18 protein-coding genes and 3 pseudogenes are annotated in these 21,602 nt (G+C 44.3%); 9 read left to right on the plus strand and 12 right to left on the minus strand.

Annotation, left to right across the window (positions count from 1 at the left end; genetic code table 11):
- Nucleotides 1–47 precede the first annotated feature (47 nt).
- The gene (locus V5G28_RS20755; protein ID WP_332988053.1) at nucleotides 48–884 is read right to left on the minus strand and encodes a DUF4114 domain-containing protein; all 837 of its coding nucleotides are present in this window, start codon (nucleotides 882–884) and stop codon (nucleotides 48–50) included.
- Nucleotides 885–1,468: 584 nt separating this feature from the next.
- Between V5G28_RS20755 and V5G28_RS20760 the strand changes: the two genes are divergently transcribed.
- Nucleotides 1,469–2,344, plus strand: a complete 876-nt coding sequence (locus V5G28_RS20760) for a Cof-type HAD-IIB family hydrolase (protein WP_332988054.1) — start codon at nucleotides 1,469–1,471, stop codon at nucleotides 2,342–2,344.
- 17 nt (nucleotides 2,345–2,361) lie between these two features.
- Here V5G28_RS20760 and V5G28_RS20765 read toward each other — a convergent pair whose 3' ends face one another.
- Nucleotides 2,362–2,562, minus strand: a complete 201-nt coding sequence (locus V5G28_RS20765) for a hypothetical protein (protein WP_332988056.1) — start codon at nucleotides 2,560–2,562, stop codon at nucleotides 2,362–2,364.
- Nucleotides 2,563–2,733: 171 nt separating this feature from the next.
- The gene (locus tag V5G28_RS20770) at nucleotides 2,734–3,645 is read right to left on the minus strand and encodes a glutamate acetyltransferase (protein WP_332988057.1); all 912 of its coding nucleotides are present in this window, start codon (nucleotides 3,643–3,645) and stop codon (nucleotides 2,734–2,736) included.
- 274 nt (nucleotides 3,646–3,919) lie between these two features.
- On the opposite strand from V5G28_RS20770, the gene V5G28_RS20775 reads away from it, so the two are divergent.
- On the plus strand, nucleotides 3,920–4,639 hold the full coding sequence (locus V5G28_RS20775; RefSeq protein ID WP_073633008.1) for a Crp/Fnr family transcriptional regulator: 720 nt from the start codon (nucleotides 3,920–3,922) through the stop codon (nucleotides 4,637–4,639).
- Here V5G28_RS20775 and V5G28_RS20780 read toward each other — a convergent pair.
- The 3 genes and pseudogenes from V5G28_RS20780 to V5G28_RS20790 form a co-directional block, all read right to left on the minus strand.
- Nucleotides 4,636–5,088 (minus strand): annotated as a pseudogene (locus V5G28_RS20780) (phosphate ABC transporter substrate-binding protein); the annotation flags it as partial. The gene V5G28_RS20775 and the pseudogene V5G28_RS20780 sit on opposite strands and share 4 nt — an antisense overlap.
- 126 nt (nucleotides 5,089–5,214) lie before the next feature.
- A pseudogene (locus tag V5G28_RS20785) lies at nucleotides 5,215–6,244 on the minus strand (PstS family phosphate ABC transporter substrate-binding protein).
- A 685-nt stretch (nucleotides 6,245–6,929) separates the two neighbouring features.
- Nucleotides 6,930–8,345, minus strand: coding sequence for a serine/threonine-protein kinase (locus V5G28_RS20790; RefSeq protein WP_332988058.1), 1,416 nt, complete (start codon nucleotides 8,343–8,345; stop codon nucleotides 6,930–6,932).
- A gap of 65 nt (nucleotides 8,346–8,410) precedes the next feature.
- Here V5G28_RS20790 and V5G28_RS20795 point away from each other — a divergent pair, with 65 nt between their 5' ends.
- Nucleotides 8,411–8,533 carry a hypothetical protein gene (locus V5G28_RS20795; RefSeq protein WP_332988059.1) on the plus strand — a complete coding sequence of 41 codons (123 nt, stop codon included), beginning with the start codon at nucleotides 8,411–8,413 and terminating at the stop codon, nucleotides 8,531–8,533.
- Nucleotides 8,534–8,550: 17 nt separating this feature from the next.
- On the opposite strand, the gene V5G28_RS20800 is transcribed toward V5G28_RS20795, so the two are convergent.
- The 3 genes from V5G28_RS20800 to V5G28_RS20810 form a co-directional block, all read right to left on the minus strand.
- Complete coding sequence (locus V5G28_RS20800; protein ID WP_332988060.1) at nucleotides 8,551–9,561, minus strand: LysR family transcriptional regulator; 1,011 nt, start codon at nucleotides 9,559–9,561, stop codon at nucleotides 8,551–8,553.
- A 78-nt stretch (nucleotides 9,562–9,639) separates the two neighbouring features.
- Nucleotides 9,640–10,713 carry a hypothetical protein gene (locus tag V5G28_RS20805; RefSeq protein WP_332988061.1) on the minus strand — a complete coding sequence of 358 codons (1,074 nt, stop codon included), beginning with the start codon at nucleotides 10,711–10,713 and terminating at the stop codon, nucleotides 9,640–9,642.
- A 17-nt stretch (nucleotides 10,714–10,730) separates the two neighbouring features.
- Complete coding sequence (locus tag V5G28_RS20810; RefSeq protein ID WP_336231274.1) at nucleotides 10,731–10,931, minus strand: hypothetical protein; 201 nt, start codon at nucleotides 10,929–10,931, stop codon at nucleotides 10,731–10,733.
- 170 nt (nucleotides 10,932–11,101) lie between these two features.
- On the opposite strand from V5G28_RS20810, the gene V5G28_RS20815 reads away from it, so the two are divergent.
- Both V5G28_RS20815 and V5G28_RS20820 read left to right on the plus strand, forming a co-directional pair.
- Entirely contained in the window at nucleotides 11,102–11,812 is a 711-nt protein-coding gene (locus tag V5G28_RS20815) for an NnrU family protein (RefSeq protein WP_332988062.1), read from the plus strand.
- A 668-nt stretch (nucleotides 11,813–12,480) separates the two neighbouring features.
- On the plus strand, nucleotides 12,481–12,867 hold the full coding sequence (locus V5G28_RS20820; RefSeq protein WP_332988064.1) for a thioredoxin family protein: 387 nt from the start codon (nucleotides 12,481–12,483) through the stop codon (nucleotides 12,865–12,867).
- A 158-nt stretch (nucleotides 12,868–13,025) separates the two neighbouring features.
- Here V5G28_RS20820 and V5G28_RS20825 read toward each other — a convergent pair whose 3' ends face one another.
- A complete protein-coding gene (locus V5G28_RS20825) occupies nucleotides 13,026–13,214 on the minus strand; it encodes a hypothetical protein (RefSeq protein ID WP_336231275.1) in 189 nt (62 codons plus the stop codon).
- Between the two features lie 286 nt (nucleotides 13,215–13,500).
- Here V5G28_RS20825 and V5G28_RS20830 point away from each other — a divergent pair, with 286 nt between their 5' ends.
- The 4 genes from V5G28_RS20830 to V5G28_RS20845 all read left to right on the plus strand — a co-directional run bounded on the left by V5G28_RS20830 (nucleotide 13,501) and on the right by V5G28_RS20845 (nucleotide 19,481).
- A complete protein-coding gene (locus V5G28_RS20830) occupies nucleotides 13,501–15,597 on the plus strand; it encodes an NAD(P)H-quinone oxidoreductase subunit 5 (RefSeq protein WP_332988065.1) in 2,097 nt (698 codons plus the stop codon).
- 239 nt (nucleotides 15,598–15,836) lie between these two features.
- Complete coding sequence (locus V5G28_RS20835) at nucleotides 15,837–17,408, plus strand: NAD(P)H-quinone oxidoreductase subunit 4 (protein ID WP_336231276.1); 1,572 nt, start codon at nucleotides 15,837–15,839, stop codon at nucleotides 17,406–17,408.
- 706 nt (nucleotides 17,409–18,114) lie between these two features.
- Complete coding sequence (locus V5G28_RS20840) at nucleotides 18,115–19,080, plus strand: hypothetical protein (RefSeq protein ID WP_332988067.1); 966 nt, start codon at nucleotides 18,115–18,117, stop codon at nucleotides 19,078–19,080.
- A gap of 2 nt (nucleotides 19,081–19,082) precedes the next feature.
- Nucleotides 19,083–19,481 carry a hypothetical protein gene (locus tag V5G28_RS20845; RefSeq protein ID WP_332988068.1) on the plus strand — a complete coding sequence of 133 codons (399 nt, stop codon included), beginning with the start codon at nucleotides 19,083–19,085 and terminating at the stop codon, nucleotides 19,479–19,481.
- Nucleotides 19,482–19,547: 66 nt separating this feature from the next.
- Here the strand turns inward: V5G28_RS20845 and V5G28_RS20850 are convergent, their stop codons facing one another.
- The gene (locus V5G28_RS20850; RefSeq protein WP_332988070.1) at nucleotides 19,548–21,050 is read right to left on the minus strand and encodes a family 10 glycosylhydrolase; all 1,503 of its coding nucleotides are present in this window, start codon (nucleotides 21,048–21,050) and stop codon (nucleotides 19,548–19,550) included.
- A 291-nt stretch (nucleotides 21,051–21,341) separates the two neighbouring features.
- Nucleotides 21,342–21,464, minus strand: a pseudogene (locus V5G28_RS36805) (zinc ribbon domain-containing protein); the annotation flags it as partial.
- Nucleotides 21,465–21,602 lie beyond the last annotated feature (138 nt).

The following is a 21,602-nucleotide window of genomic DNA, read 5'->3' on the forward strand; positions in this document are numbered from 1 at the left end:
CTATTTTAGCCAGGGACTTCCACTACGAATCTGACCTGTAGAAAGAATTAAGCTGTTTCTTTACCTTGGTTTTGGCGACGGCGACGCAGCTTCAGCATACCAACTGCTCCTACACCCAAAAGAGCGATCGCATTTGCTGGTTCTGGAACTGTAGTTATATTGTCTCTACCAAAATCAACCAGGAAAACTACGTCGTTAAAGTCGCGATCAGCGACTTGAATCCCATTTACACCTCCTGTCGTACCTTCTGGTCCATATAAATCTTCAAAACCCAACAACAGGTAATCATCTACTTCATAAGCCACTATATGATCCAATTGGTCTGGATTTTGAGTTGGATCTCCGCCATACACATTGCCATTCGGATTATTAAATCCATCTGCTTTTAGGAAGAAATTGAGTTGTGAACCACCTGATATCCTACCTAAATCAACGTAATCCCCAATATCTAAAACACCGGAATTTTCCCCAAGCTGACAAGCTGAATTTGCGCTATCAGAGCTATTACAGGAAATGTTATCAAAAACCAATCCTTTTTGGTATTCAGAGCCTTTGATGGCTTCAAAAGCCAACTGGTTTTTGTAGCCTGCACCCTCATTTAGGAACCAAACGCGAATATTATTGTCGTTTTTCAGGCTCAGCCTCGAGGGATCTAGTCTATTTAATTTGTCTTCAGGAATTGCAATTCGTTCTTGTTGTACATATTGCTGGAACTGGGGAATTCGAGATTGGAACCCTGAATCATCAGTCGATTTGTCTTTGACGTCATAGGTTTGTAAATTCTCCCAGCTAAATGTGGCGGCGCTTGCAGGAGCAACAGCGGAAAATACACTTGTGATAGCTGCCGCAGCAGCAAAGAGTCCTGTTAATTTTTTCTTGATCATAAAAACCTTAAAACCCTTTATTTTTTAGTCTTAAATTGTAAAATACTCTGATCCATAAGCTCAATCACCTATTTGAAATTGCGTGATTTTGCTGATTAACTAAGTTATATCCTGGTATTGTATTAAGTAACTATATCTAAAAGCATAATTTGTTGAATTTTTATATTTTCCGATTCTTTATTTCAAAATTATGAAATTTGAGCTTTTTATAATGCTGTTTTCCGAAAAAAGCTATTTCCCCATTGTCATTAAGTGAATTGCACAATCGTTGCAACATCAATGATCTAAATCACACCCCACATTTTCTCTTTCTATAAAAAATATAAATATAAAAATTATTTATCTTATAGTTTTAAAGAATTTGTAAGTCGGTAGTAAGTAATAGTTCGTAGGTAAGATTTTCTTACTATCTAAGATCTACGAGCTATTACCCACACTTTCACTACTGTAAGCTGTATATCTATATAACTATGGTTTAATACGTTTGGTAGCATTAACTCGTCAACTGTCTTCGCCCTTACCACTTTCAACAGATTAATAGACTGTTAATCTCTTACTGGGACTTTAATATTCACTCATCAGTTATGCATAAAGTGTCTACCACAGAATTGGCATCACCTGGTATTGGGAATATATCTACTCTTGATATTCAACTGCTGGTTGTAGATATCGATGGGACGATCGCCGGAAAATCTAACACTATCACCACAGCCGTTAAGCAGGCAATTGCTGCGGCGCGTTCCCGGGGTGTTCAGGTGGCGATCGCCACTGGTCGTATGTATCGCTCAGCTTTGCCCTTTCATCAAGAAATTGCCTCTAATCTACCATTGTTAGCCTACCAGGGAGCTTGGATTCAAGACCCTGCCAACCAAAAAATTCATCGCCATTTGCCGGTTTCTCGAGAATTAGCACACAAGCTTCTAGACTATTTTGAACAACCAGAATTGCGTTCCCTCTTATCTGTTCATTTTTACATTAATGACGAACTCTACGTACGTGAGATAACCAGAGAAACTGCACTTTACGCAGAACGTAGTGGTATTACCCCTATTGCTGTGGGAGACTTACGCCAAGTCACCAGCAACGAACCCACAAAAGTTTTGGCTTTGTGCGACGACACAAATGTTATTCAACAGTTGCTGGGAAATTTACGCCGCCAATACACTCCTGCTGAACTGTATCTCACCACATCTGTTGCCACATTTTTTGAAGCGACTAACCCGAGTGTCAACAAAGGTGCTGGAGTTCGTTATTTAGCGGAAGAATTACTGGGACTGCAAAGAGCCAACGTCATGACGATTGGCGATAACTTCAACGATGTGGAAATGTTAGAGTATGCTGGCATTGGTGTCGCTATGGGTAATGCACCAGAAGCAGTGCAAGCGATCGCCGAGTGGGTGGCTCCTGACGTTGAGCAAGACGGAGCCGCAGCAGCTATTGAAAAATTCTTGCTTTCCTGAATGGTTGGTAGTTCTTTTTAACAAGGAACAAATGTACAGACGCGCGATGGCAAGCCAGCGCCCTTTGGAGGGTCTCCCGAACTCACAGCGACTGGTGAGTAAGCGTCCTGTTGGCGTAGCCTGCCCGCAGGGCGAATGAGGGTTTCCCGCGCCCAGGGAACTGGCGTTCGCCCTTGGCGTGCCGCAGGCATACCCGAAGGGCGTCGCGTCTCTAACAAATCTATACACGCCTGATGGCGCTAACAAAATCAGAAAGAGCACCGACGACTGGCCGTGTTTCGTCTCGGTGCTCTTGCTGGTTCGCTCCTCACACACCAGATAATATACATTGCTGAATTAGACGAGTCAATAGTTGTTAAAAAAAGTTTATTTTTTGTAGGTTTTATTGTTTATACTTCATAAGGCGCAATAATACCTAATTTTTCTTCCAGCAGAAATTTTAAGACTGACTGTGTAGCCAAGACTAAACCGATTCTGGCTTGAGCGAGTTCTGGGGAGGCAGTTTTCACCTCGCCAAAAATCCGGCATTTACACCAGAAAGTTTCAAAAGCTCGACTTAAAGGGGTCGCAGCTTTTTCCCAGTTGAGTGAGCCACCCAAATTAGGAAACGCCAAAGAGTCTACCACTCGTACTAACTCGTTAATGAGGCGATAGGAAGCAGGGTGATGGAAGCGGAGTTTTTGATCACAGTTCAGCCAAGGAATAGGATTAGGGGTAAGAATGCTTGACAAAAGCCTTTGCTTAGAACTTTCACTATCGTCTTGATTTGGTTCCCCCTGTTGGATCAATCCCTCAAGAATCGCCAACCGCACTAATGAGCAGCAGCGTGCATGAGCGTATTGAGCAGTGAATAAGGAGGATGAGGGGGTGATGGGAGTAATTTCTCCCCCTGCTTCCCGTGCTTCAAGAGCTTCAACAGCTTCCTCAATAACGAGGCTTTGCAGCCAAGCAGCCAACAGCGGGTGACTCACTTCCAAATGAATCCAGCCAGGGGAAACGACTTGAATTTTGAAATCTTGGTCATAGTTTGCTGAAATATGAGAAACAATGCCATTGGCAATCTCCATCGCGGGAAATTTCTCAGATTTTGACAGCTGCAAAGCTATGCCTGAAATATAAATAATTTTCTTCTCATCTCTACCCTGAGATAGAGGAATATTTTTATATTTTGTACATCTTATCAGTTTGTTTTTAGTATAATTACTTAAACTGGTATCTAAAATGCTGTATATTAACTGCTTGATTGCGGTGTATTTACTAACCAGTAAATTTTGATGCCGAGACTTTTCAGGTAAACTCACTGTTGTCTGAAGGTGTTGGTTTTATGTCATCTGTCTTAGGATATAAGTTTAATTTACAAAAAGAAAAATTAGAATTGTGCAAAATTTAATTAATAAGGGGTAAATTTTACTACCATCATTGTACAGTAAGAAGTATAACAAAAGAGTAGAACATAACTTTCTACCTTTTGGATGACTGGCACGGCTAGGTTTAATGCCTGAAGTGCCAACAAAAAGGCACTCCTTGCACCTTTTTATGACGTCTTTGTCTTCAGCCGAACGCTCTTAGTTACCTATGCAATCTCCATCCTCCTTTTCTGAGGCATCACGTCCTTTTTTGACTTGGCAACGAATTCTTGATTGGGCTCAGGAACACTACCGCTGCCGCACCTTTAGCAAAGATGAGCGCATTCCAGCCCGACCTGGATTGCTGTACTTGGTGCAAAGGGGTGCGATCCGCATGGTGGGAACCGCCCAGGTTAGTGCAACTGCCAGTCAGCTAACATCTCGACGTATCAACAGAACTCCAGAAGAAGCTTTCTTAGGGTTTGTTGGTGCGGGACAACCGTTTGAAATTGTTGCTCAGTCACCGTTCACACTCCAGGCTTACGCCCACGTTGATCAAACTGCGGTGCTGTGGATGTACTGGCACGATTTGGATAACTGGCCTCACTTCCGCCGCGAAGTTATGGATGCCTTTAGGTATCAGCACCAGCGCAAGCTGCTGTGGCTGAGCGCCTTAGGACAACGGCGCACAATTGACCGACTCTTAGGATTCCTCACCTTATTGATTGAGGAATATGGAGAGCCGGCAATGAGCGATACCGATCCAGATGTGATTCGCGGTTATTGCCTGCCGTTCCCCCTCACCCATGCCCAAATTGGCAGTGCGATCGGTTCGACCCGTGTCACCGTCACCCGCTTGATGGGCAAACTGCGTCAACGCGGATTAATCCTCACTCAAGGCGACAATCTCATTTGCTTGCCAGCAGAGTCCATTAACAGAGTCAGCTAAAGCAAGACCAGATGCAGTGGAGAGCGAATTTTGATAAACCCTACTTGGGTCATGAGTTCGGTATCCCTGCTGATAACGCAGTAAGTTGACGACACCGACACCTACTTGCTGCTTGATTTAACCAATCTGTTTGACCACCACAAACAGATTGCACATAATTGGCAACTTTCCCGATTGGAAAGCCTTAATGTTCAATTTGTTTCGTTTACCAGGAAATTCATAAGGGAGGACAAGAGCTTCTTGGTAGGGAGCAACGAATTGCCCTTGTTTGTGCCCCAACGGCAAGGGCTGGATTGAACATTGAGGAATAATCTCTGGGGCAAAAGTGTAGTAGATGCTACTAGGACGACCAGCCACTTTTTTGCGACGCTTGGGTGGTAGTTGAACTTGCTTCCACGTTAGGCAAGCAAAACTTGACCACCCAAGATGTCTTGCACAAATTGTTTGACCAAGAAACAACTTGTGCAATCTACGTCAGAACTCATAGGAATACGCGGGATGTGGGAAACTCAGAGACTTCAGCCCTTCCTAGGGAAACGACGCGGCGACTTTAGCCCAAGCTGAGTTCTCCTCAATCAGCGAATTCTAACAAATCCAGCTTTAGAAATTAATTCCTGACCTTGATTTGTCAGCAGTAACCTAGCGTAAGCTTCTCCTGCTTGCTGGTCTGTTTGACCATTTTGTTTCACAATCACAAATAACCGTCGAGTGATGGGGTATTGATCACTTTGGAAAGCAGCTGCATTGAGTTGGTTACGCTTTTGCGAACACTCAGAAAGAGGAACGAATGGTTCCTGATAGGGTGGAACCAGTTTCTCGGCTGTTTTTCCCAATGGTAGGGATTTAACACTACATTGTCCGACAACTTCAGGAGCAGAGGCATAGTACATACCAGCAGTATTTTTCGCTACTTCTCTCAACGCTTCGGTTGTCGTAGGAATATACTGCACATTTTCCCCAAACTTTTCACCCCCCCAAAATGTTATCCTCGAAAAATTCGACGGTGCCACCTTCTTCTATACGGCGAGAGTAAGGTATTATCGGTAGATTGGGACCGCCTACTTGCTGCCAGTTAGTAATTTTACCTGTGTATATTTCTTTGACTTGAGCAACTGTTAAACCAGGGATGTTGAGACTGGGGTTCACCGCGATCGCAATACCATCAATTGCTACAGGTATTTCTTTAAGTGTAAAGCCCCGTTGTTGCGCTTGTTGGTATTCCTCATCTTTAATTGAGCGCGACGACTGAGAAAAAGCCAATTGGTTTTTTAACAGCATTTTGATGCCACTACCTGAACCAGGTGCGCCGGAAGTGGGGTTAGTGTAGCGTAGTTGAAATTGAGGAAAGACAGTTTGAATAGCTGAATCAACTTCTCTGCGGATTGGAGCCCAAGTGGTGCTACCACCATAGCTAAATAAGCCAGAGGGGATATCTGGTACTTGGGCAAAGTTTTCAAGATTCGATCCAACTTGTTGTGATTGATTGTTGCTAAAAGAACTTATGTTAATACCAGAACGATTCAGCCACCAATAAACAGCACCTACTAATCCCAGTGTAATCACCAGAGTTAGAACCAAAACTGCAGTTTCGTTTTTTTGTGACATCATAGCTATTTTTTTATTAAAATAAATTAATTCTGGCTATTTATATTTTTGAGAATTTCATATTTTGTTACTTTTTTTATTATTTGTATTAATACTATTAGAAAGTAAAAGTTATTTCAAAATTATAATTATTCATGTTTGATTCCAGAAATATATTTGCTTGCTTGAACAAAGTAATTTGTAATTAGTTACGAACTATTGATTATACAAAAGCGTTGTTTCTGGATAAGCTAGCTTACTTTCGATGGTCAAAATTGAATTATGCCAGCATTGCTTGTAGAGGAAAAAATTTTTTCTCTTCTAGAGATACTACCAAATTTCCATAAGTCTTGCTTCAACTTATAAGCTTTTCTTTGAATGCATCTGCGTTTAGTACAAATGCAACAAACTTAAACTACAAACTCAAGTGGCAGTATTTCGGATTATGTACTAAATATATTTGCAAACCACTCGATGCTTGTGTCATTACTGCCTTTAACCTTCAGTTAAATTTATTAACCTTGCGTTAAAGTAGCGGTCAGCAATTTATCTAAGCTTGCCTGTGCTTGGTAGCCTGGTTAAGCTTTTTTTTACAATAATTATTTAAAAAAATATGTTGGCAAAAATAAATATCAAGTTGCACAGCGCTGGTAGTCAAGGCTTTGAGATTGGAATATTCCCAGTCACTAACCGTGAGTTCCTCTGTTTAAAGTATCAAGGATAACAATTTGTAAATCAGACGAAACAGTGCTGTGACTGCGATCGCCACTAAAGCAGCTGCAATAGACAAAATAACGACTTCTTGGATGCTAAGACTGCCACGTAAAAAGAATAGGACAATCGGCAATGTGATTGCAGGAAAAATGAACAAATCAGATCCTCCAATCCAGTGCTTCCATTGGGCAATAATCAACCCTAATAAAATGACAGAAGAAGCAGCCAGGGTAATGATTGGCGATTTCAGCAAAGTCAAAAGACCAATCGCAATCAATGCTCCTTCAAACCCACTAAATCCTGCTCTCGTTAATACTTTTATAAGAGAATATTGATTTGCAGGCGCAGTGGGAGGAGATGGTTTTTGAACTTGCGGTTGAGTCTGTATTTGCTGTGGCTGTGGAGTGACAGCAGGTTGACGACGATTAATTTTTGTAGAAGGTACAGGTTTTTGAGGTGCCTCGATTGCCTCTAAAACTTCCTGCGCTGACTGATAACGTTGATTGGCTGCGCTTAGGAGCATTTTGTCTAGAATACCAGCAAGGTGCGTGCTGACAGTCACATGAGCCCGCCACTTCCATTGGTTACTATACCCATCGAACAGTTGAGTTATCTGTGTTTCGCCCGTTAGTAACATCAGGGTTGTGACAGCCAAAGCGTACAAGTCTGTAGATGGGAAGACTTGACCTCCGGACATTTGTTCGGGCGGAGCAAATCCCATAGAATATATACCAGTAGAAGCACCAGATGCACCAATGGGAGCGTTTGTAACTTGTTTGACTGCGCCAAAATCTAGCAAGTAAAGTTTGCCGTTACGATGGCGCATAATGTTAGAAGGTTTGATGTCTCTGTGGATAATGCCTTTTTCGTGAACAAACTTGAGGAGCTTGAGAATTTCTCGCAAGATTTCCAAAACTTCTTGTTCTGAATACTTGCCCTTTTGGGCTAACTCTTGCTCTAGATCTTGTCCGTCAATATATTCCTGTACTAAATAAAAAAACTGGTCTTGCTGTACCGCTTGGAAGCTAGGAACGATCACGGGAAAGTAAGCAAACAAGTCGGGGATTTGCTCGTGTAGGTGCCCTATCTCCTCTAGAACGACTGCTTCTCGCTCAAATAAATCTTGTGCCAGTTGCAGTTGAGTAGGACTTAAATTGCCTGCTGGTTGAAATTGCTTAACCACGCATTGGCGCATTCCTGGGGTATAGCGATCGCGTGCCAAAAACGCTGCTCCAAATCCGCCTCGTCCCAGTAGCCTTGTTGGTAGATAGCGTCCCACCAAAATCAGCGGCATTCCACAAGTTGTGCAGTATTTTTGCTGCACCGTTCTCAAGGTCGCATGATCATCTAAATCTGGAAAATTGTTTTGCGGGCGAGGGCAATGTGGACGAGTGCAATAAACTTCCATGATTCGTCAAGAGTTCCTAGTCCATAGTCTATAGTCAATGGTCAATAGTCAATAGCCCTTGACCAATGACTAATGACCCTTACGGGTATGCCTTAGGCACACCTATGGCTAACGCCACGGCTTTGCCGAACGGTGAACGCCAGTTGCCTGCGGAGGGAAACCCTCCGATGACTCACTGGACTCACTAATGACTAATGACTACATCTTAATCATCGTGAGAATTATGCGCTCCTAGATCGAATGCACTGACCGCTATGGGTTTGTGTGACGTTTTTAACACTTCTATACTCCATCCAGGTGTAGCAAACTGGGGTAGAATTTCCCGACTAAATGCTTCTGCTGCCTTGGATCTGTAGCGATTAGGATTAAAAATCAGCCTCAGCATCCGCTTGACTATGACACCTTCAATCGGAGAACAGTGCAGCACCCCCATTTGTAACTCTTTAGCAATTGCCGAGGTCGAGACAAAGGCTGCCCCCAAACCGGATTGTACGGCATTTTTAATGGCTTCTATGGAATTTAGTTCCATTTCGATTTTAAAACGTCGCGTATCAATGTCACAGCGTGATAGCACTTGGTCAATGACCTTGCGGATAGTAGATTGAGAATCGAGAGCTATGAATTGTAATTTATATAGGTCTTCTCTGTGAATCGTTTCAAGTTTGGCAAAGGGATGAGCTACAGGTACAATCAGTGCCAGTTCATCCTCGGCGTATGGAACAATTTCCAAAGATTCCACCAGATCACCGGGAATTTCGCCGCCAATTATTGCCAAATCCACCTGTCCGTTAGCGACACTCCAAGCGGTTCTGCGGGTAGAGTGGACGTGCAATTGCACCGCCACATCTGGATATTTTTGTCGGAACATCCCAATCATCCGGGGTAAAAGATAAGTGCCGGTGGTTTGAGAAGCGCCAACAATCAAAGTCCCGCCTTGGAGATTTTGTAGATCCTCAATCGCGCGACAGGTTTCCTGACACAGACTGAGGATTTTTTCACCGTAGCTCAGAAGTAGATGTCCGGCTTCGGTTAATTGGGCACGACGTCCTCCTCGGTCAAATAACGGGACATCTAGTTGCCGTTCTAGGTTTTGCACTTGCAAGCTAACGGCAGGTTGCGAAACGTACAGGCTATCAGCGGCGCGCTTGAAGCTCCCTTCTTGGGCGATCGCTTTGAGAATACGTAACTGATCTAAAGTGAAAGGAAGGTCAGACATAAGGCTAAACCCACAAACTTTGAGAGGAGCGGCAGTCTTGAACAAACCAGCGTAATGAGCCTTCTGGCAGATCGTGATTTATTGCTTGTTAAATTTGGAGGCTTTACTCGAAAAAGACACTAGCATATCATCTTGACTAAAGTCTTCTTTTCTACTTTCCAGCCATCGTGAGTGAATTTTGAGGGGAATTGTGTTTAAATTCCACCTTGGTTTTAAAAAGCTTGAAAGCTTTTGGGTTCTGGTTTCACGCATCCGACGCACCCCGCTCTTGTCTGCCCTAAAAGGAGAGACAATGGTGTTGTTCCCCTGAATTAGGGATTTAGGGGGGTAGGCTGTTACAAGAAGCCCCGTATTACGACCGTCTTGCCGGAGTAACAACGTTCTCATTGCGACATTTCGCCCTCCAACCAAATCTGCATATAACTCAAATCCACGACTTCTACTACAGCCAATCGTCAATCCTTGGTTTGGACAGTTGTGTTTATTTGTATGTCCGCAACAGGGATGCAACTGATTGCAATAGTCACGAGGTTCCGGCTTAGAAAAACAGCACGAGCGTTTTACCACGTGTAAACGAGGGGGCTTGACGATCAACACCTCAGCTTTGCTGTTTTTTTCTTCGCCTAATGCGTCAGCATCTACTCTTATGACTGAAGAATTATTCATGACAACAGAGTGGATGAAGCCATCTAATTCAGCATACGACCATTTGGACTGAGAGACATTTGCTTTTCGCCGCTTCAGGTGATAGAGAACAGGGAACAGATGACAGTGCTGTCCCCTGTTCCCTATCCTCTGCACCCTGTTATTATATATTTTTTGACTGATATAATAAGGGAAAATACGCAAATATAAAGTCAATTCCAGTTGGTTCAGGTTGTTGAAAGTTACAATTTGTTTCGTGATATGGTCATTGATATCAGCAGTAAATTGTTTACCTCTTGGGGAAAGCGCCATTAATCTGAGTTGAACATAGGGAGTCCCTTTTTGCTGCAGCGTTTTTTTAGCAGCACGGCTTGTTTTGTATGATAAGTAGGTAGGTGTAAATAAACGAAAGTTTGTAGTAAGGGCTTTAGCCCTTAAAATGATTGCCTTGAGCGCTTTAGCGCTACCTACAAACCAAGAGCGCATTTTATGTTTAATTTCACCCACTGACTTACCTCCAATTGTTATTTGATAAGTTCTAGGGATTTTTGTAACCTAATATCCCAGGACAGTTTACTGTTCTGACATGCCAGCCACGAAGTCTCATTGAGACAAATTTGGTTAGCACGCTGGACTTCCTGTAACCAATTTTGCTTTTTTGAAGTCGCAATCAACTTCTCTTTAGCACTGAGAACTTGCTTCACATCAGACGGTAGCTTTTTCATCAGGTGATATTATTTTATGGTGCTGATAATGCTGATAAAGATGAGCAACTGGTGTTCATCTAACGCACAGACTGCTTGGGAACAGGATATCCTGCCAGAGATTTTTTTACATAGTTTGTGGTATTCGTTGTACTAAATTAAGTTTCCTTTAAATTACTTCATTTGCGTATATGATGCAGCCGGCTTGGTTAACCCTTAGTCATTTTGTCATGCTGGGACTACTATTTGGTTTTGCAATTGTCCATAGTGGAGGTGCTTTTCTGCGCCCTTGGGCAGAAAAACATATTGGTTCTAGGCTTTACCGCATTTTCTTTGCACTAACCAGCCTGCCCGTGGCTGTTTACTTAATTATTTACTTTTTTAACCACCGCTACGATGGTTTGCAACTTTGGTATGTCCAAAATGTACCGGGAGTGCAGCAATTCGTTTGGGTGCTGTCGGCTATTTCGTTTTTGTTTTTGTATCCTGCTACTTTCAATCTACTAGAAATTGCTGCTATCCAAAAGCCCGAAGTCCATCTCTACGAAACAGGAATTATTCGCATCACCCGCCATCCACAAATGGTAGGACAGATTATTTGGTGTATTGCTCATACCCTTTGGCTGGGTACGAGTTTTACCCTTGTCACTTCAATCGGGTTAGTGTTACACCATTTATTTGGCGTTTGGCATGGCGATCGCCGTTTGAGCGATCGCTATGGGGAAGCTTTTGTTCAAGTCAAACAGCGCACTTCTATCATGCCTTTTGCAGCTGTTCTTGACGGTCGTCAATGTATCGTATGGCAGGAATTTTTCCGTCCTGCTTATTTGGGGGTTGCCGTTTTTGTGCTACTACTTTGGTGGTCACACCCCCTATTGCTAGAATTCACAAGTAAGATATAATAATGATTTTAACATAATCACAATGATTAACAGGGATTGATAGGATGAAATATTCGTTTCATCTTATCAACTGCTACCAAATCAATGTAGGATGAATGGAAGTAGCTGTCAGTGGGGGTGCGCTTAGTCGTTTTGAGATTTGACATTTGGTAGTTGCTAGTCAACCGCCAGACTAGGGAGAGACTTGATCATTCGCCATTCCCTTTTCTATAATCAACTGTAGTTGATTAAAATTGGCGAAAAGCAAGCTAAGCAACTGCGACCAATACTTGAGAAAGTACTCAATAGTGTAAGAGCGTCTAGCTCCCACAAGGCGTGCCTGTGGGATGGCAGGAGCGCACACTCGGAGTAACCTCCAAGGGCGCACTGCCTCATAAAAGACAGCCTTATCCCTTGACAGAAGCAGGAGAAGGATACCTGTAAATGTGAATGGGCATCTGTGGGTAAGCTCTGTGCAAAGGTCGCTACCAAATTGGTTGGTGAAAAATATCTCTTTAGTAACGGCTATGAAAAGCTAAAAGTTTGAGAGAGTTACCGTCTTGAATGTCGTACTGGCTTGTTTGTCAGCGTAGCAACCAATACTGAAATGTTTGCATTCATTCTGACAACGCACTTTCTTCTGCTGACAGTTAGTTTTGATATCAAAACCATATAATTTCAGAGGCGTCATGGTGTTGTCGGTTAGTGAGCGGACTTTTTCTCAAGAAGTTTTAGAATCTCCAACTCCTGTTTTAGTAAATTTTGGAGCACCTTGGTGTGGGTTGTGTCGAATTATTCACCCCTTGTTGTTGCAATTTAAAGCTCAATGCGGCGATCAAATTAAATTAGTGGGAGTGAACGCCGATGACAATTTTAAACTAGCGACAAAATACAAGCTTAAGTCACTGCCAACTTTACTGTTGATTGAAAATGGCATAGTACGGGTGCGTTTGGAAAGTTTTCGTGGAAGAGAAGATTTACTCTTAGCTTTGGAAGAAATTAAAGTCTGCTACACCGACCGCCCCATAACTTACCATAGCCAAAAAACAGCGGATTTAGGCTGTCGTTCTGCATGAAGGCTCATTCATGAGTCATTAGTTATCAGTCATTAACTCATTAACTCACGATAGTTTCGTTCAAAAATTATCACCGAGAAAGTACTCATCGCAAGACCCGCAGACGCTGTGTAAGACTTGGATCGTCTTCGGTGACGAACATTCAGCAAACAATGTTCCTAACACAGCAACGGTGAAGCAGCGCTGAAGACGGAGAAGCCAGTGCAGGCGACTGCTGTGCCTCCTATGGCTTCGCCACGCCTACGGCAAACGGAGGAGCTGAGTGCAATCATGCACACGCACTCGCGTTCGCTAACGCCGTCAGGCGTGCCGCAGGCATACCCTAAGGGCGAATGAGACGCGAACACGTGCGCCTTAGCGTTTAGCCCCCACTATAAACCTTACTCCGTTGAGCGTGGTGGGTACTTCACCCAAAACTAAAGATTTTAAGTCTGGATGGCTCTGCTCCCAACAGCTAACTCTATAATCTTGGCTAATCGCTAACGACTCATGACTGAATGATTAAATCTAAAACCAAACTTAACAACCCCACCCAACTACCGTCGGGTGGGGTATTTTATCCTAAAGGGTCTGTGTCACAATTATTAACAGTTCCGACAAATTAGTCAATAATTCTAAAAGTAGGCGTCAGTGATGGAAGTAATCTATCAGTATGCCTGGCTGATTCCGGTATTACCTCTTCTTGGGGCAATGCTGGTCGGTCTAGGGTTAATCTCGTTGAATCAGGTGACAAACCGCCTGCGACAGCTAAACGCGGCATTGATTATCTCCTTAATGGGAGCCGCGATGGCGTTGTCGGGGGCACTGCTGTGGAGTCAAATTCAAGGACACGCCACTTACACCCGCACCTTGGAATGGGCAGCGGCAGGAAATTTTCACCTGAGCATGGGCTACACTATTGACCACCTGACAGCCCTGATGCTGGTGATTGTGACAACAGTAGCTTTCTTGGTCATGGTTTATACGGATGGCTACATGGCTCACGATCCAGGCTATGTCCGGTTTTACGCCTATCTCAGCTTGTTCGGCTCCTCAATGTTGGGTCTGGTGGTTAGCCCCAACTTAATACAGGTTTATATCTTTTGGGAGCTGGTCGGGATGTGTTCGTACTTGCTGGTCGGCTTCTGGTACGATCGCAAGGCAGCAGCAGATGCTTGTCAAAAAGCATTTGTCACCAACCGAGTGGGCGACTTTGGATTGCTTTTGGGCATTCTCGGGCTATTCTGGGCAACGGGAAGCTTTGATTTTGATGTCATGGGCGATCGCCTGACACAACTCGTGCAAACAGGTTCTATAAGCAATGTCCTTGCCGTTCTGTTTGCGATTTTAGTGTTCCTCGGTCCAGTTGCCAAATCTGCCCAATTCCCCCTGCACGTCTGGCTACCAGATGCAATGGAAGGTCCCACCCCCATCTCTGCCCTGATCCACGCGGCAACGATGGTGGCAGCGGGAGTTTTCCTGATTGCCCGGATGTACCCAGTTTTTGAACACATCCCAGCAGCAATGAACACGATTGCCTTTACTGGGGCATTCACCGCCTTTTTGGGCGCGACAATTGCGATTACGCAAAACGACATCAAAAAGGGCTTAGCTTACTCCACCATTTCCCAACTCGGTTACATGGTGATGGCTATGGGAGTCGGCGCATACAGCGCAGGACTTTTCCACCTCATGACCCACGCCTACTTTAAGGCGATGCTGTTCCTTGGTTCTGGTTCTGTGATTCACGGCATGGAAGGAGTTGTCGGTCACGATCCTAATTTGGCGCAGGATATGCGGTTGATGGGTGGACTGCGGAAGTATATGCCAGTGACGGCAATTACCTTCTTCATTGGTTGTGTGGCAATTTCTGGTATCCCGCCCTTTGCTGGTTTCTGGTCAAAAGATGAAATTCTAGGGAAGGCATTTAATGCGAACCCATTTCTCTGGGGTATCGGCTGGTTAACTGCTGGAATTACCGCTTTCTACATGTTCCGGATGTATTTCGTCACCTTTGAAGGAAAATTCCGGGGCAATCAAAGCCAATTGTGGCAAAAACTCAAGTCTCCAGCAGGGATGGCAATTGTCTCAGGTTTTGATACTGCCCCTGCTTTTGGTCCTGGTGCCATGACCAAAGGAGAACTGGAGGCAACAGAGGAACACCATGATGACCACAGTCACGGTCACGGTCACAGCGAATATCCTCACGAGTCGCCTTGGACAATGACCCTACCATTAGCGCTTTTGGCAATTCCTTCGATGCTGATTGGTTTGGTAGGGACACCTTTTGCCAACTACTTTGAGGAGTTTATTTTCTCACCCAACGAAACCTTAGCGGAAGTCGTGGAAAAAGCAGCAGAATTCGACCCGACAGAATTCTACATCATGGCGGGCGCTTCAGTTGGAATTTCCTTGATTGGGATTACCATAGCTTCCTTAATGTATGTCTGGGGTAAAATCAACCCGGTGGCGATCGCTCAAAAAATCCAGCCGCTTTATGAGCTTTCCCTGAACAAATGGTACTTTGATGACATTTACCATCGTGTTTTTGTCCTCGGCTTGCGTCGTCTAGCAAGACAAGTCATGGAAGTTGACTTCCGCGTTGTCGATGGTGCTGTAAACCTCACAGGCTTTTTCACTCTTGTTAGTGGCGAAGGTCTGAAATACCTGGAAAACGGTCGCGCTCAATTTTATGCCTTGATTATCTTTGGGGCTGTGTTGGGCTTAGTGATTGTTTTCGGTGTGACTTGATAAAAATGGAACCACAGATGCACACAGATAAAAAAAGACATCAGTGTTCATCTATGGTTTTTTAGTTTTCTGGCTAATTATGCCAGAACATGAAGGCAGGAGAATGAATTTACCTGCCTTCATCTTTCTTTACTTTTATTAAATAAACCTAAGAATGAAGACCAAGCCCTGCAAAAACTGCTAGTAAATAGCTAGTAGTTGATAGCCGAACACTATATATTGCTGACTAACACATTCCGATGAATACAGCAAATTTCCCGTGGCTGACGACGATTATTCTGTTTCCGATAGCGGCGTCACTGCTTACTCCCTTCATTCCAGATAAAGATGGCAAAACAGTGCGCTGGTATGCCCTGATCGTAGGGCTGTTAGATTTTGCACTGATTGTCACTGCTTTTTATACTGGGTACGATTTCTCTAACCCGGATTTGCAACTGTTTGAGAGTTATAGCTGGCTTCCAGAAATTGGTTTGAATTGGTCGGTAGGGGCAGATGGCTTGTCCATGCCCCTCATTATTTTGACTGGATTCATTACCACGCTGGCGATGTTAGCAGCTTGGCCCGTAACCCTCAAGCCCAGGCTGTTTTACTTTTTGATGCTGGCAATGTATGGCGGTCAGATTGCCGTTTTCGCCGTCCAGGATATGCTGTTGTTTTTCCTGGTGTGGGAACTGGAACTGGTGCCGATATACATTCTGCTTTCGATTTGGGGAGGCAAAAAGCGGCAATACGCAGCAACCAAGTTTATTTTGTATACTGCTGGCGGTTCGCTGTTTATTTTGCTAGCTGGCTTAACGATGGCGTTTCATGGTGATACCGTCACTTTTGATATGCAAACGCTTGCAGCCAAAGGCTTCAGCCTGAATCTCCAACTTTGGCTGTACGCTGCCTTCTTGATTGCCTACGCCGTCAAACTTCCCATCTTCCCATTGCATACTTGGCTACCAGATGCTCACGGTGAAGCCACAGCCCCGGTGCATATGTTGCTGGCAGGTGTTCTCCTGAAAATGGGCGGTTACGCGCTTATTCGCATGAATGCCCAAATGCTTCCCGATGCCCACGCTTATTTTGCCCCAGTGCTGGTGGTTTTGGGGGTCGTGAATATCATCTACGCTGCCCTCACATCTTTTGCCCAGAGAAACCTGAAGCGGAAAATTGCCTACTCCTCAATTTCTCACATGGGCTTTGTGGCAATAGGTATTGCTTCCTTCACCGACTTAGGCTTGAATGGGGCAATGCTGCAAATGGTTTCCCACGGTTTGATTCGGGCAAGTTTGTTCTTCCTAGTAGGGGCAACTTATGACCGTACTCACACCCTCATGCTGGATGAAATGGGGGGTGTTGGTAAGAAAATGAGCAAGATGTTTGCCATGTGGACAACATGTTCTATGGCATCCTTAGCCTTGCCAGGAATGAGCGGTTTCGTTGCCGAGTTGATGGTGTTCGTTGGCTTTTCTAGCAGCGATGCCTATAACCCCACCTTCAAAATTATTGTGGTGTTCTTGATGGCAATTGGGATAATTCTAACTCCGATTTATTTGCTATCAATGCTGCGGGAGATTTTCTACGGTGAAGAGAACAAAGAATTAGTTTCTCACCAGAATTTAATAGATGCCGAACCCCGCGAAATCTTTATCATCGCCTGCTTGTTGATACCAATCATTGGTATTGGTTTGTATCCCAAGATGCTGACTCAGGTGTACGATGCGACAACTGTACAGCTAACAGAGAGGTTACGAGATTCTGTACCCGCTTTGGCGGATCAAAAAGCGCCTGCGGTTTCGTTTAGTGCGCCGGAGATTGGCAATTAGGTAGTTGATTTCTAATTGATATTACTTTGAGGGTGGGTTTTATACCTGCCCTTTTTTATGGCGGCGTTTCTTGATGAAATTTCTTGCAAAAATCCGGTCATATCATGCCCGGCTAATTAGTTATGATTTCCGCGTTAACTGCACCCCACCCCTCAATCCCCTCCCCTTGTTAAGGGGAGGGGAGGTGAAGCGCAGCTTTACCGGGGTGGGGTTATTCGGGTAATGATTAACCGGACTTGATATCACGGGCTATTTGGAACCGCAGCCTGTAGCAGACGAACTCAGATAAATACAGATAAATTATCTGTGTCCATCTGTGTCCATCTGTGGTTCTCATTCAAAAAAATTGAACTAGAATTTCCGGATTAACTCATGCCTAGTTTGATTGTACTAAATGGTGTGGTCAAGAGGTTCCGGTGGGCTGTGGCGTTTAGCCCGACGACTGGAAGGCGCGAAGGTGGGCACACAAACAAAGCCCACCTTCACAGGCTATGCAAACAAAATTAATAGCAATAATTATTACAGTCAAAAATTGAAATACTTAAGTAAAGCTGCAACTAAATTCATATAAGTTTTAATTTTTGGTACCTAACAAATGGTGATTAATTCGTACATTAGGGAACTATTTGTATAAGGCTACTCAACGGTAGCTTGGAAAATCTGTAGAAGCTTATCTTTCACCGCTAATTACAATCAGGAGTATTTCATGATTCCACTTATCTTGGGTGCTGTTGCTTTAGGGAGTGCTGCCTATGGAGCGCTAAAAGGTGCTGAAGGCGTTAACAATATGAATGAGGCAAACGAAATTGGCAAGCGTGCTCAAAAGCGTCACGAGAATGCTATCAGCAAGCTTCAAGCAGACTGGGAAGCGAGCAACAAGCTAGCAGAAGATTATGGTCAACTCCAGATGAACGTCAAAATGCTTACCATTGGTCGGTTCGTAGCGTTCATTGAGCGCATTGGTCAACGTGCCTCTCAAAGTGATATGCAGTTTTTAGAAGGATTGGAAATATCAGTTCAAAAGCTACAAGAGTATAAAGCTGCGGCTACAGAAGCTGAGCAATTTTTTAAAGGTGGAGTTAAGGCAGTTTTTGCAGGAGTGGCGGCTGGTCAGACTGCAACAGGTGTTGCTACATCTGTGGGAGTGGCAAGTACGGGAGCAGCTATCTCAGGACTTAGTGGAGCTGCAGCTACGAATGCCACTTTAGCATGGCTTGGTGGTGGCTCACTAGCTGCTGGTGGGGGTGGAATGGCACTTGGTACTCTTGTTCTGGGAGGTATTACGGTTGGACCCGCCTTAGCAGTTGGTGGCTTTATGCTTGCTGGTAAAGGTGAAGAGGCTTTGACAAAAGCACGAGAATATGAAGCTAAGGTCAACACCGAAGTTGCCAAACTTGAAGCAGCTAGAGATTTTCTGGGACAGGTTCGACGGCGAATTACTGAGTTAAGCAGTTTGGTGGAAGATTTGAATACTCGTGCAGTTTTAGCTCTCAACGATTTGGAATCTCGACCATTTGAGCGTAACCGTGATGCCAACAAGTTTCAACAGGTAGCACTTCTAGTGAAAGCACTTGCAGAAATCATGAAAACCCCTGTTTTAGATAGTGAAGGGCAGCTAAACCCAGCTACTGCGACGATCCAAGCTAAGTACCGTACTTTGGGAGGCAATTAGGGATGTCTTTCAAGAAAGTTGCTTTCAACGAATTTATCAATCCTATTGAATGCCTGCAGCAAATGGTTTCAGCATATACCGACTATCTGAAGATAGCAGAGCAGGAAAAAACGAAGCGACGCGAAATTGATGCTTGGGAGAAAGCAACAATCGCCAAGATAAACGTCCAACGAGAACTGTTGATGGCGTATCTTGATCGCTCGTTTGATGAACGTGCAGAAAATTTTCGCGCTTTATTTGCTCTAGTTGATAGTGCGATCGCATCTGATAATAACCAACAACTAGCCCTTACTTTGAATTCCATTACAGAAATAGCTAAAGCCAGCCCATTCAAAGAACTAGCTAACTTAGGTTCTGTCCGCGCCGCACTAGATAACCCAGACTACGAATGGACATTTTGATGTAATGGCTTTGCTTAAAAGAGTTAAGAGTTATAAATTTTGATCCTTAACTCCTAACTCCTGCAATTACTGCACGCGACAGAACTTACGCTGGTTATCATGCTGTGGGTCTTGCCAAGAATAAGCAAAATGACTGACTCCTGCAAGTTGAGGTGCAAGTTGGCGCAGCGCCTGCATTTGCACTTCTAGCGGAGGACGATTGCTTATTGATTCTCCCCATTTACCAGCTAAAGCTGGAATCACCTGGGTACCTGGTTTTGCCATGTTCACAACGCGCTGTACCTGCGCCACTATACAGTCGGCACCGGCACAATTCGCATAAGCCATAGGATGCCACTCTAGGGTATTCGGGAACTTATCCCAAGGTTGCAAGCGGGAATCATACCCTTGACCGACCATTTGGTTGCCATCAGGAAAAAATACTGCCCCTACTGGAATGCCTTGTTGCTGTGCTGGATAAGCAGCTAGGGCAACAAAATCGAGGATGCCTTGCATTGCGTGGGCGACTGCTAACTGCCATAACTCAAATTGTAGTTTCGGTTGCCTTTGGGTTGGGGGAAGGATTGACTTTTGCTCTGCGGGTAGAGTGCGACCTTGCCACAAAGGTTCTGCTTCTTGAGGATAGAGTTTATCGACCTCTCCTACATCTCCTGCTGTGATATATCCCTTACTTAAAAAGCGTCTAATGAATTCCAATCCTTTATAGTTGAGCGCCCGTCGAAATAAAGCCTGTTGGGTCGCGTCACTGTACAGCCATAAATCTGTGATTTTCGTGGCAATGGAATCACTGCCAGCCTGTCGTGGATAGCGCACGTAGTCGAAGAGTACCCCATCTGGGCGACGACGCAGCACTTCCTGTAACATTTGGTAGTAATCTCGTTTGGCTTGCAAGTTGTACGGGTCGATAAATACCTGAGAACCGTTATCTACGACGTAGAGGCTGGTTTGACCCTTACCATTACGGGCGATCGCCCCTTCTCGATCTGAACGCTGGGCGTAAGTATAGCCAAAATTTGCTGTGAACATCCAAGCATATACCTTCAAACCCCGTTCCCGCCCTTTTTGAATTGCTGTAGCCAGCAAATCAGTCTTTTCTGTTCCTGGCGTGCGAATTACAGAAGGCCAAACTGTGGGGTTAGCCCCTGTCGGTAGTAGAACTTGCCCATCATAAAAAACTTCCAAGTAAACTTCGTTATAACCTCGGTTGACAATCCGATCCATAATTTGGTCAACCAGTCCTGGCTGAACATCACACGGATACAAACGTAACCAGATCGCTTGCAGCTTAGGCCAATTACGATTGCGGCATTCCTGCAAAGCTTGTGCGTGTTGTTGCAAAAGTTGCTGGTAACGAACTTTTTGCTCTTGATTGCCTTTGAGTGCTGACAAACGTAAGTTTTCTTTTTCTTGCGCTTGAGGAGGTGATAAATGGCAATACTCTGTGAGTTGCGCCGCTGCTGGCTGATTCCTCAAAAAGGGAATCAACAAACTACTGCTAAAAATGGCAGCAGCAAGCAGGCGTTGCCAAAAGAACATTGATTTTGCAACATTCAAAGGACAGTTGGACATACGTACAAGTACAAAGACAAAACAACCATCAACCCTAAATTTAATTACTTACGGTGACGTGTATCGAATTCTATGATTTAGAAATAGGGGCTTTGAAGCCTACATTGTATCGACTCCTAAACCCCTATTTCTGTTGCCGAATTTTGTTTGTTATTCAGCTTACTGGTATCCTGTTCTATATTTACTGGACATCTTTGGACATCGGTCAACATTTCTTGCTTCAACCTGGGGAGTCGGCTCCTTCCAGTCCACAAGCGTTAAGTTCGGGGCGAACCGACCCTACTGCATTTATTATCCGGTGCATTCGCTCTTATTGATTGCCGCGTGCAAGTCTCTATCCTCTATGTGTCCACATTGGGGGCAATTAAACACACGGTCTTTTAATTTCAGTCGATTGTGTTTGTGTCCACATTTACGACACTCCTTAGCTTTCTAGAGCGTCCTGTTGCGGTTCATTTATAGGTAATATTTAACTGGCAAAAGAGCAGTGACAGGAAATTCTTATGCAATGTTGCGATGCGCCCATTGTTTGCTATAATGCCAGAAATATTT

The sequence above is a fragment of the Scytonema sp. PRP1 genome (genome assembly GCF_036697665.2).
In the GTDB taxonomy this organism is placed as follows: Bacteria; Cyanobacteriota; Cyanobacteriia; order Cyanobacteriales; family Nostocaceae; genus Kalymmatonema; species Kalymmatonema gypsitolerans.

Coding starts and splice junctions, on each gene's coding strand:
- V5G28_RS20755 (WP_332988053.1), bottom strand. CDS start 884: ATGATCAAGAAAAAATTAACAGGACTCTTTGCTGCTGCGGCAGCTATC.
- V5G28_RS20760 (WP_332988054.1), top strand. CDS start 1,469: ATGCATAAAGTGTCTACCACAGAATTGGCATCACCTGGTATTGGGAAT.
- V5G28_RS20775 (WP_073633008.1), top strand. CDS start 3,920: ATGCAATCTCCATCCTCCTTTTCTGAGGCATCACGTCCTTTTTTGACT.
- V5G28_RS20790 (WP_332988058.1), bottom strand. CDS start 8,345: ATGGAAGTTTATTGCACTCGTCCACATTGCCCTCGCCCGCAAAACAAT.
- V5G28_RS20795 (WP_332988059.1), top strand. CDS start 8,411: ATGACTAATGACCCTTACGGGTATGCCTTAGGCACACCTATGGCTAAC.
- V5G28_RS20800 (WP_332988060.1), bottom strand. CDS start 9,561: ATGTCTGACCTTCCTTTCACTTTAGATCAGTTACGTATTCTCAAAGCG.
- V5G28_RS20810 (WP_336231274.1), bottom strand. CDS start 10,931: ATGAAAAAGCTACCGTCTGATGTGAAGCAAGTTCTCAGTGCTAAAGAG.
- V5G28_RS20815 (WP_332988062.1), top strand. CDS start 11,102: ATGATGCAGCCGGCTTGGTTAACCCTTAGTCATTTTGTCATGCTGGGA.
- V5G28_RS20820 (WP_332988064.1), top strand. CDS start 12,481: ATGGTGTTGTCGGTTAGTGAGCGGACTTTTTCTCAAGAAGTTTTAGAA.
- V5G28_RS20830 (WP_332988065.1), top strand. CDS start 13,501: ATGGAAGTAATCTATCAGTATGCCTGGCTGATTCCGGTATTACCTCTT.
- V5G28_RS20835 (WP_336231276.1), top strand. CDS start 15,837: ATGAATACAGCAAATTTCCCGTGGCTGACGACGATTATTCTGTTTCCG.
- V5G28_RS20840 (WP_332988067.1), top strand. CDS start 18,115: ATGATTCCACTTATCTTGGGTGCTGTTGCTTTAGGGAGTGCTGCCTAT.
- V5G28_RS20845 (WP_332988068.1), top strand. CDS start 19,083: ATGTCTTTCAAGAAAGTTGCTTTCAACGAATTTATCAATCCTATTGAA.
- V5G28_RS20850 (WP_332988070.1), bottom strand. CDS start 21,050: ATGTCCAACTGTCCTTTGAATGTTGCAAAATCAATGTTCTTTTGGCAA.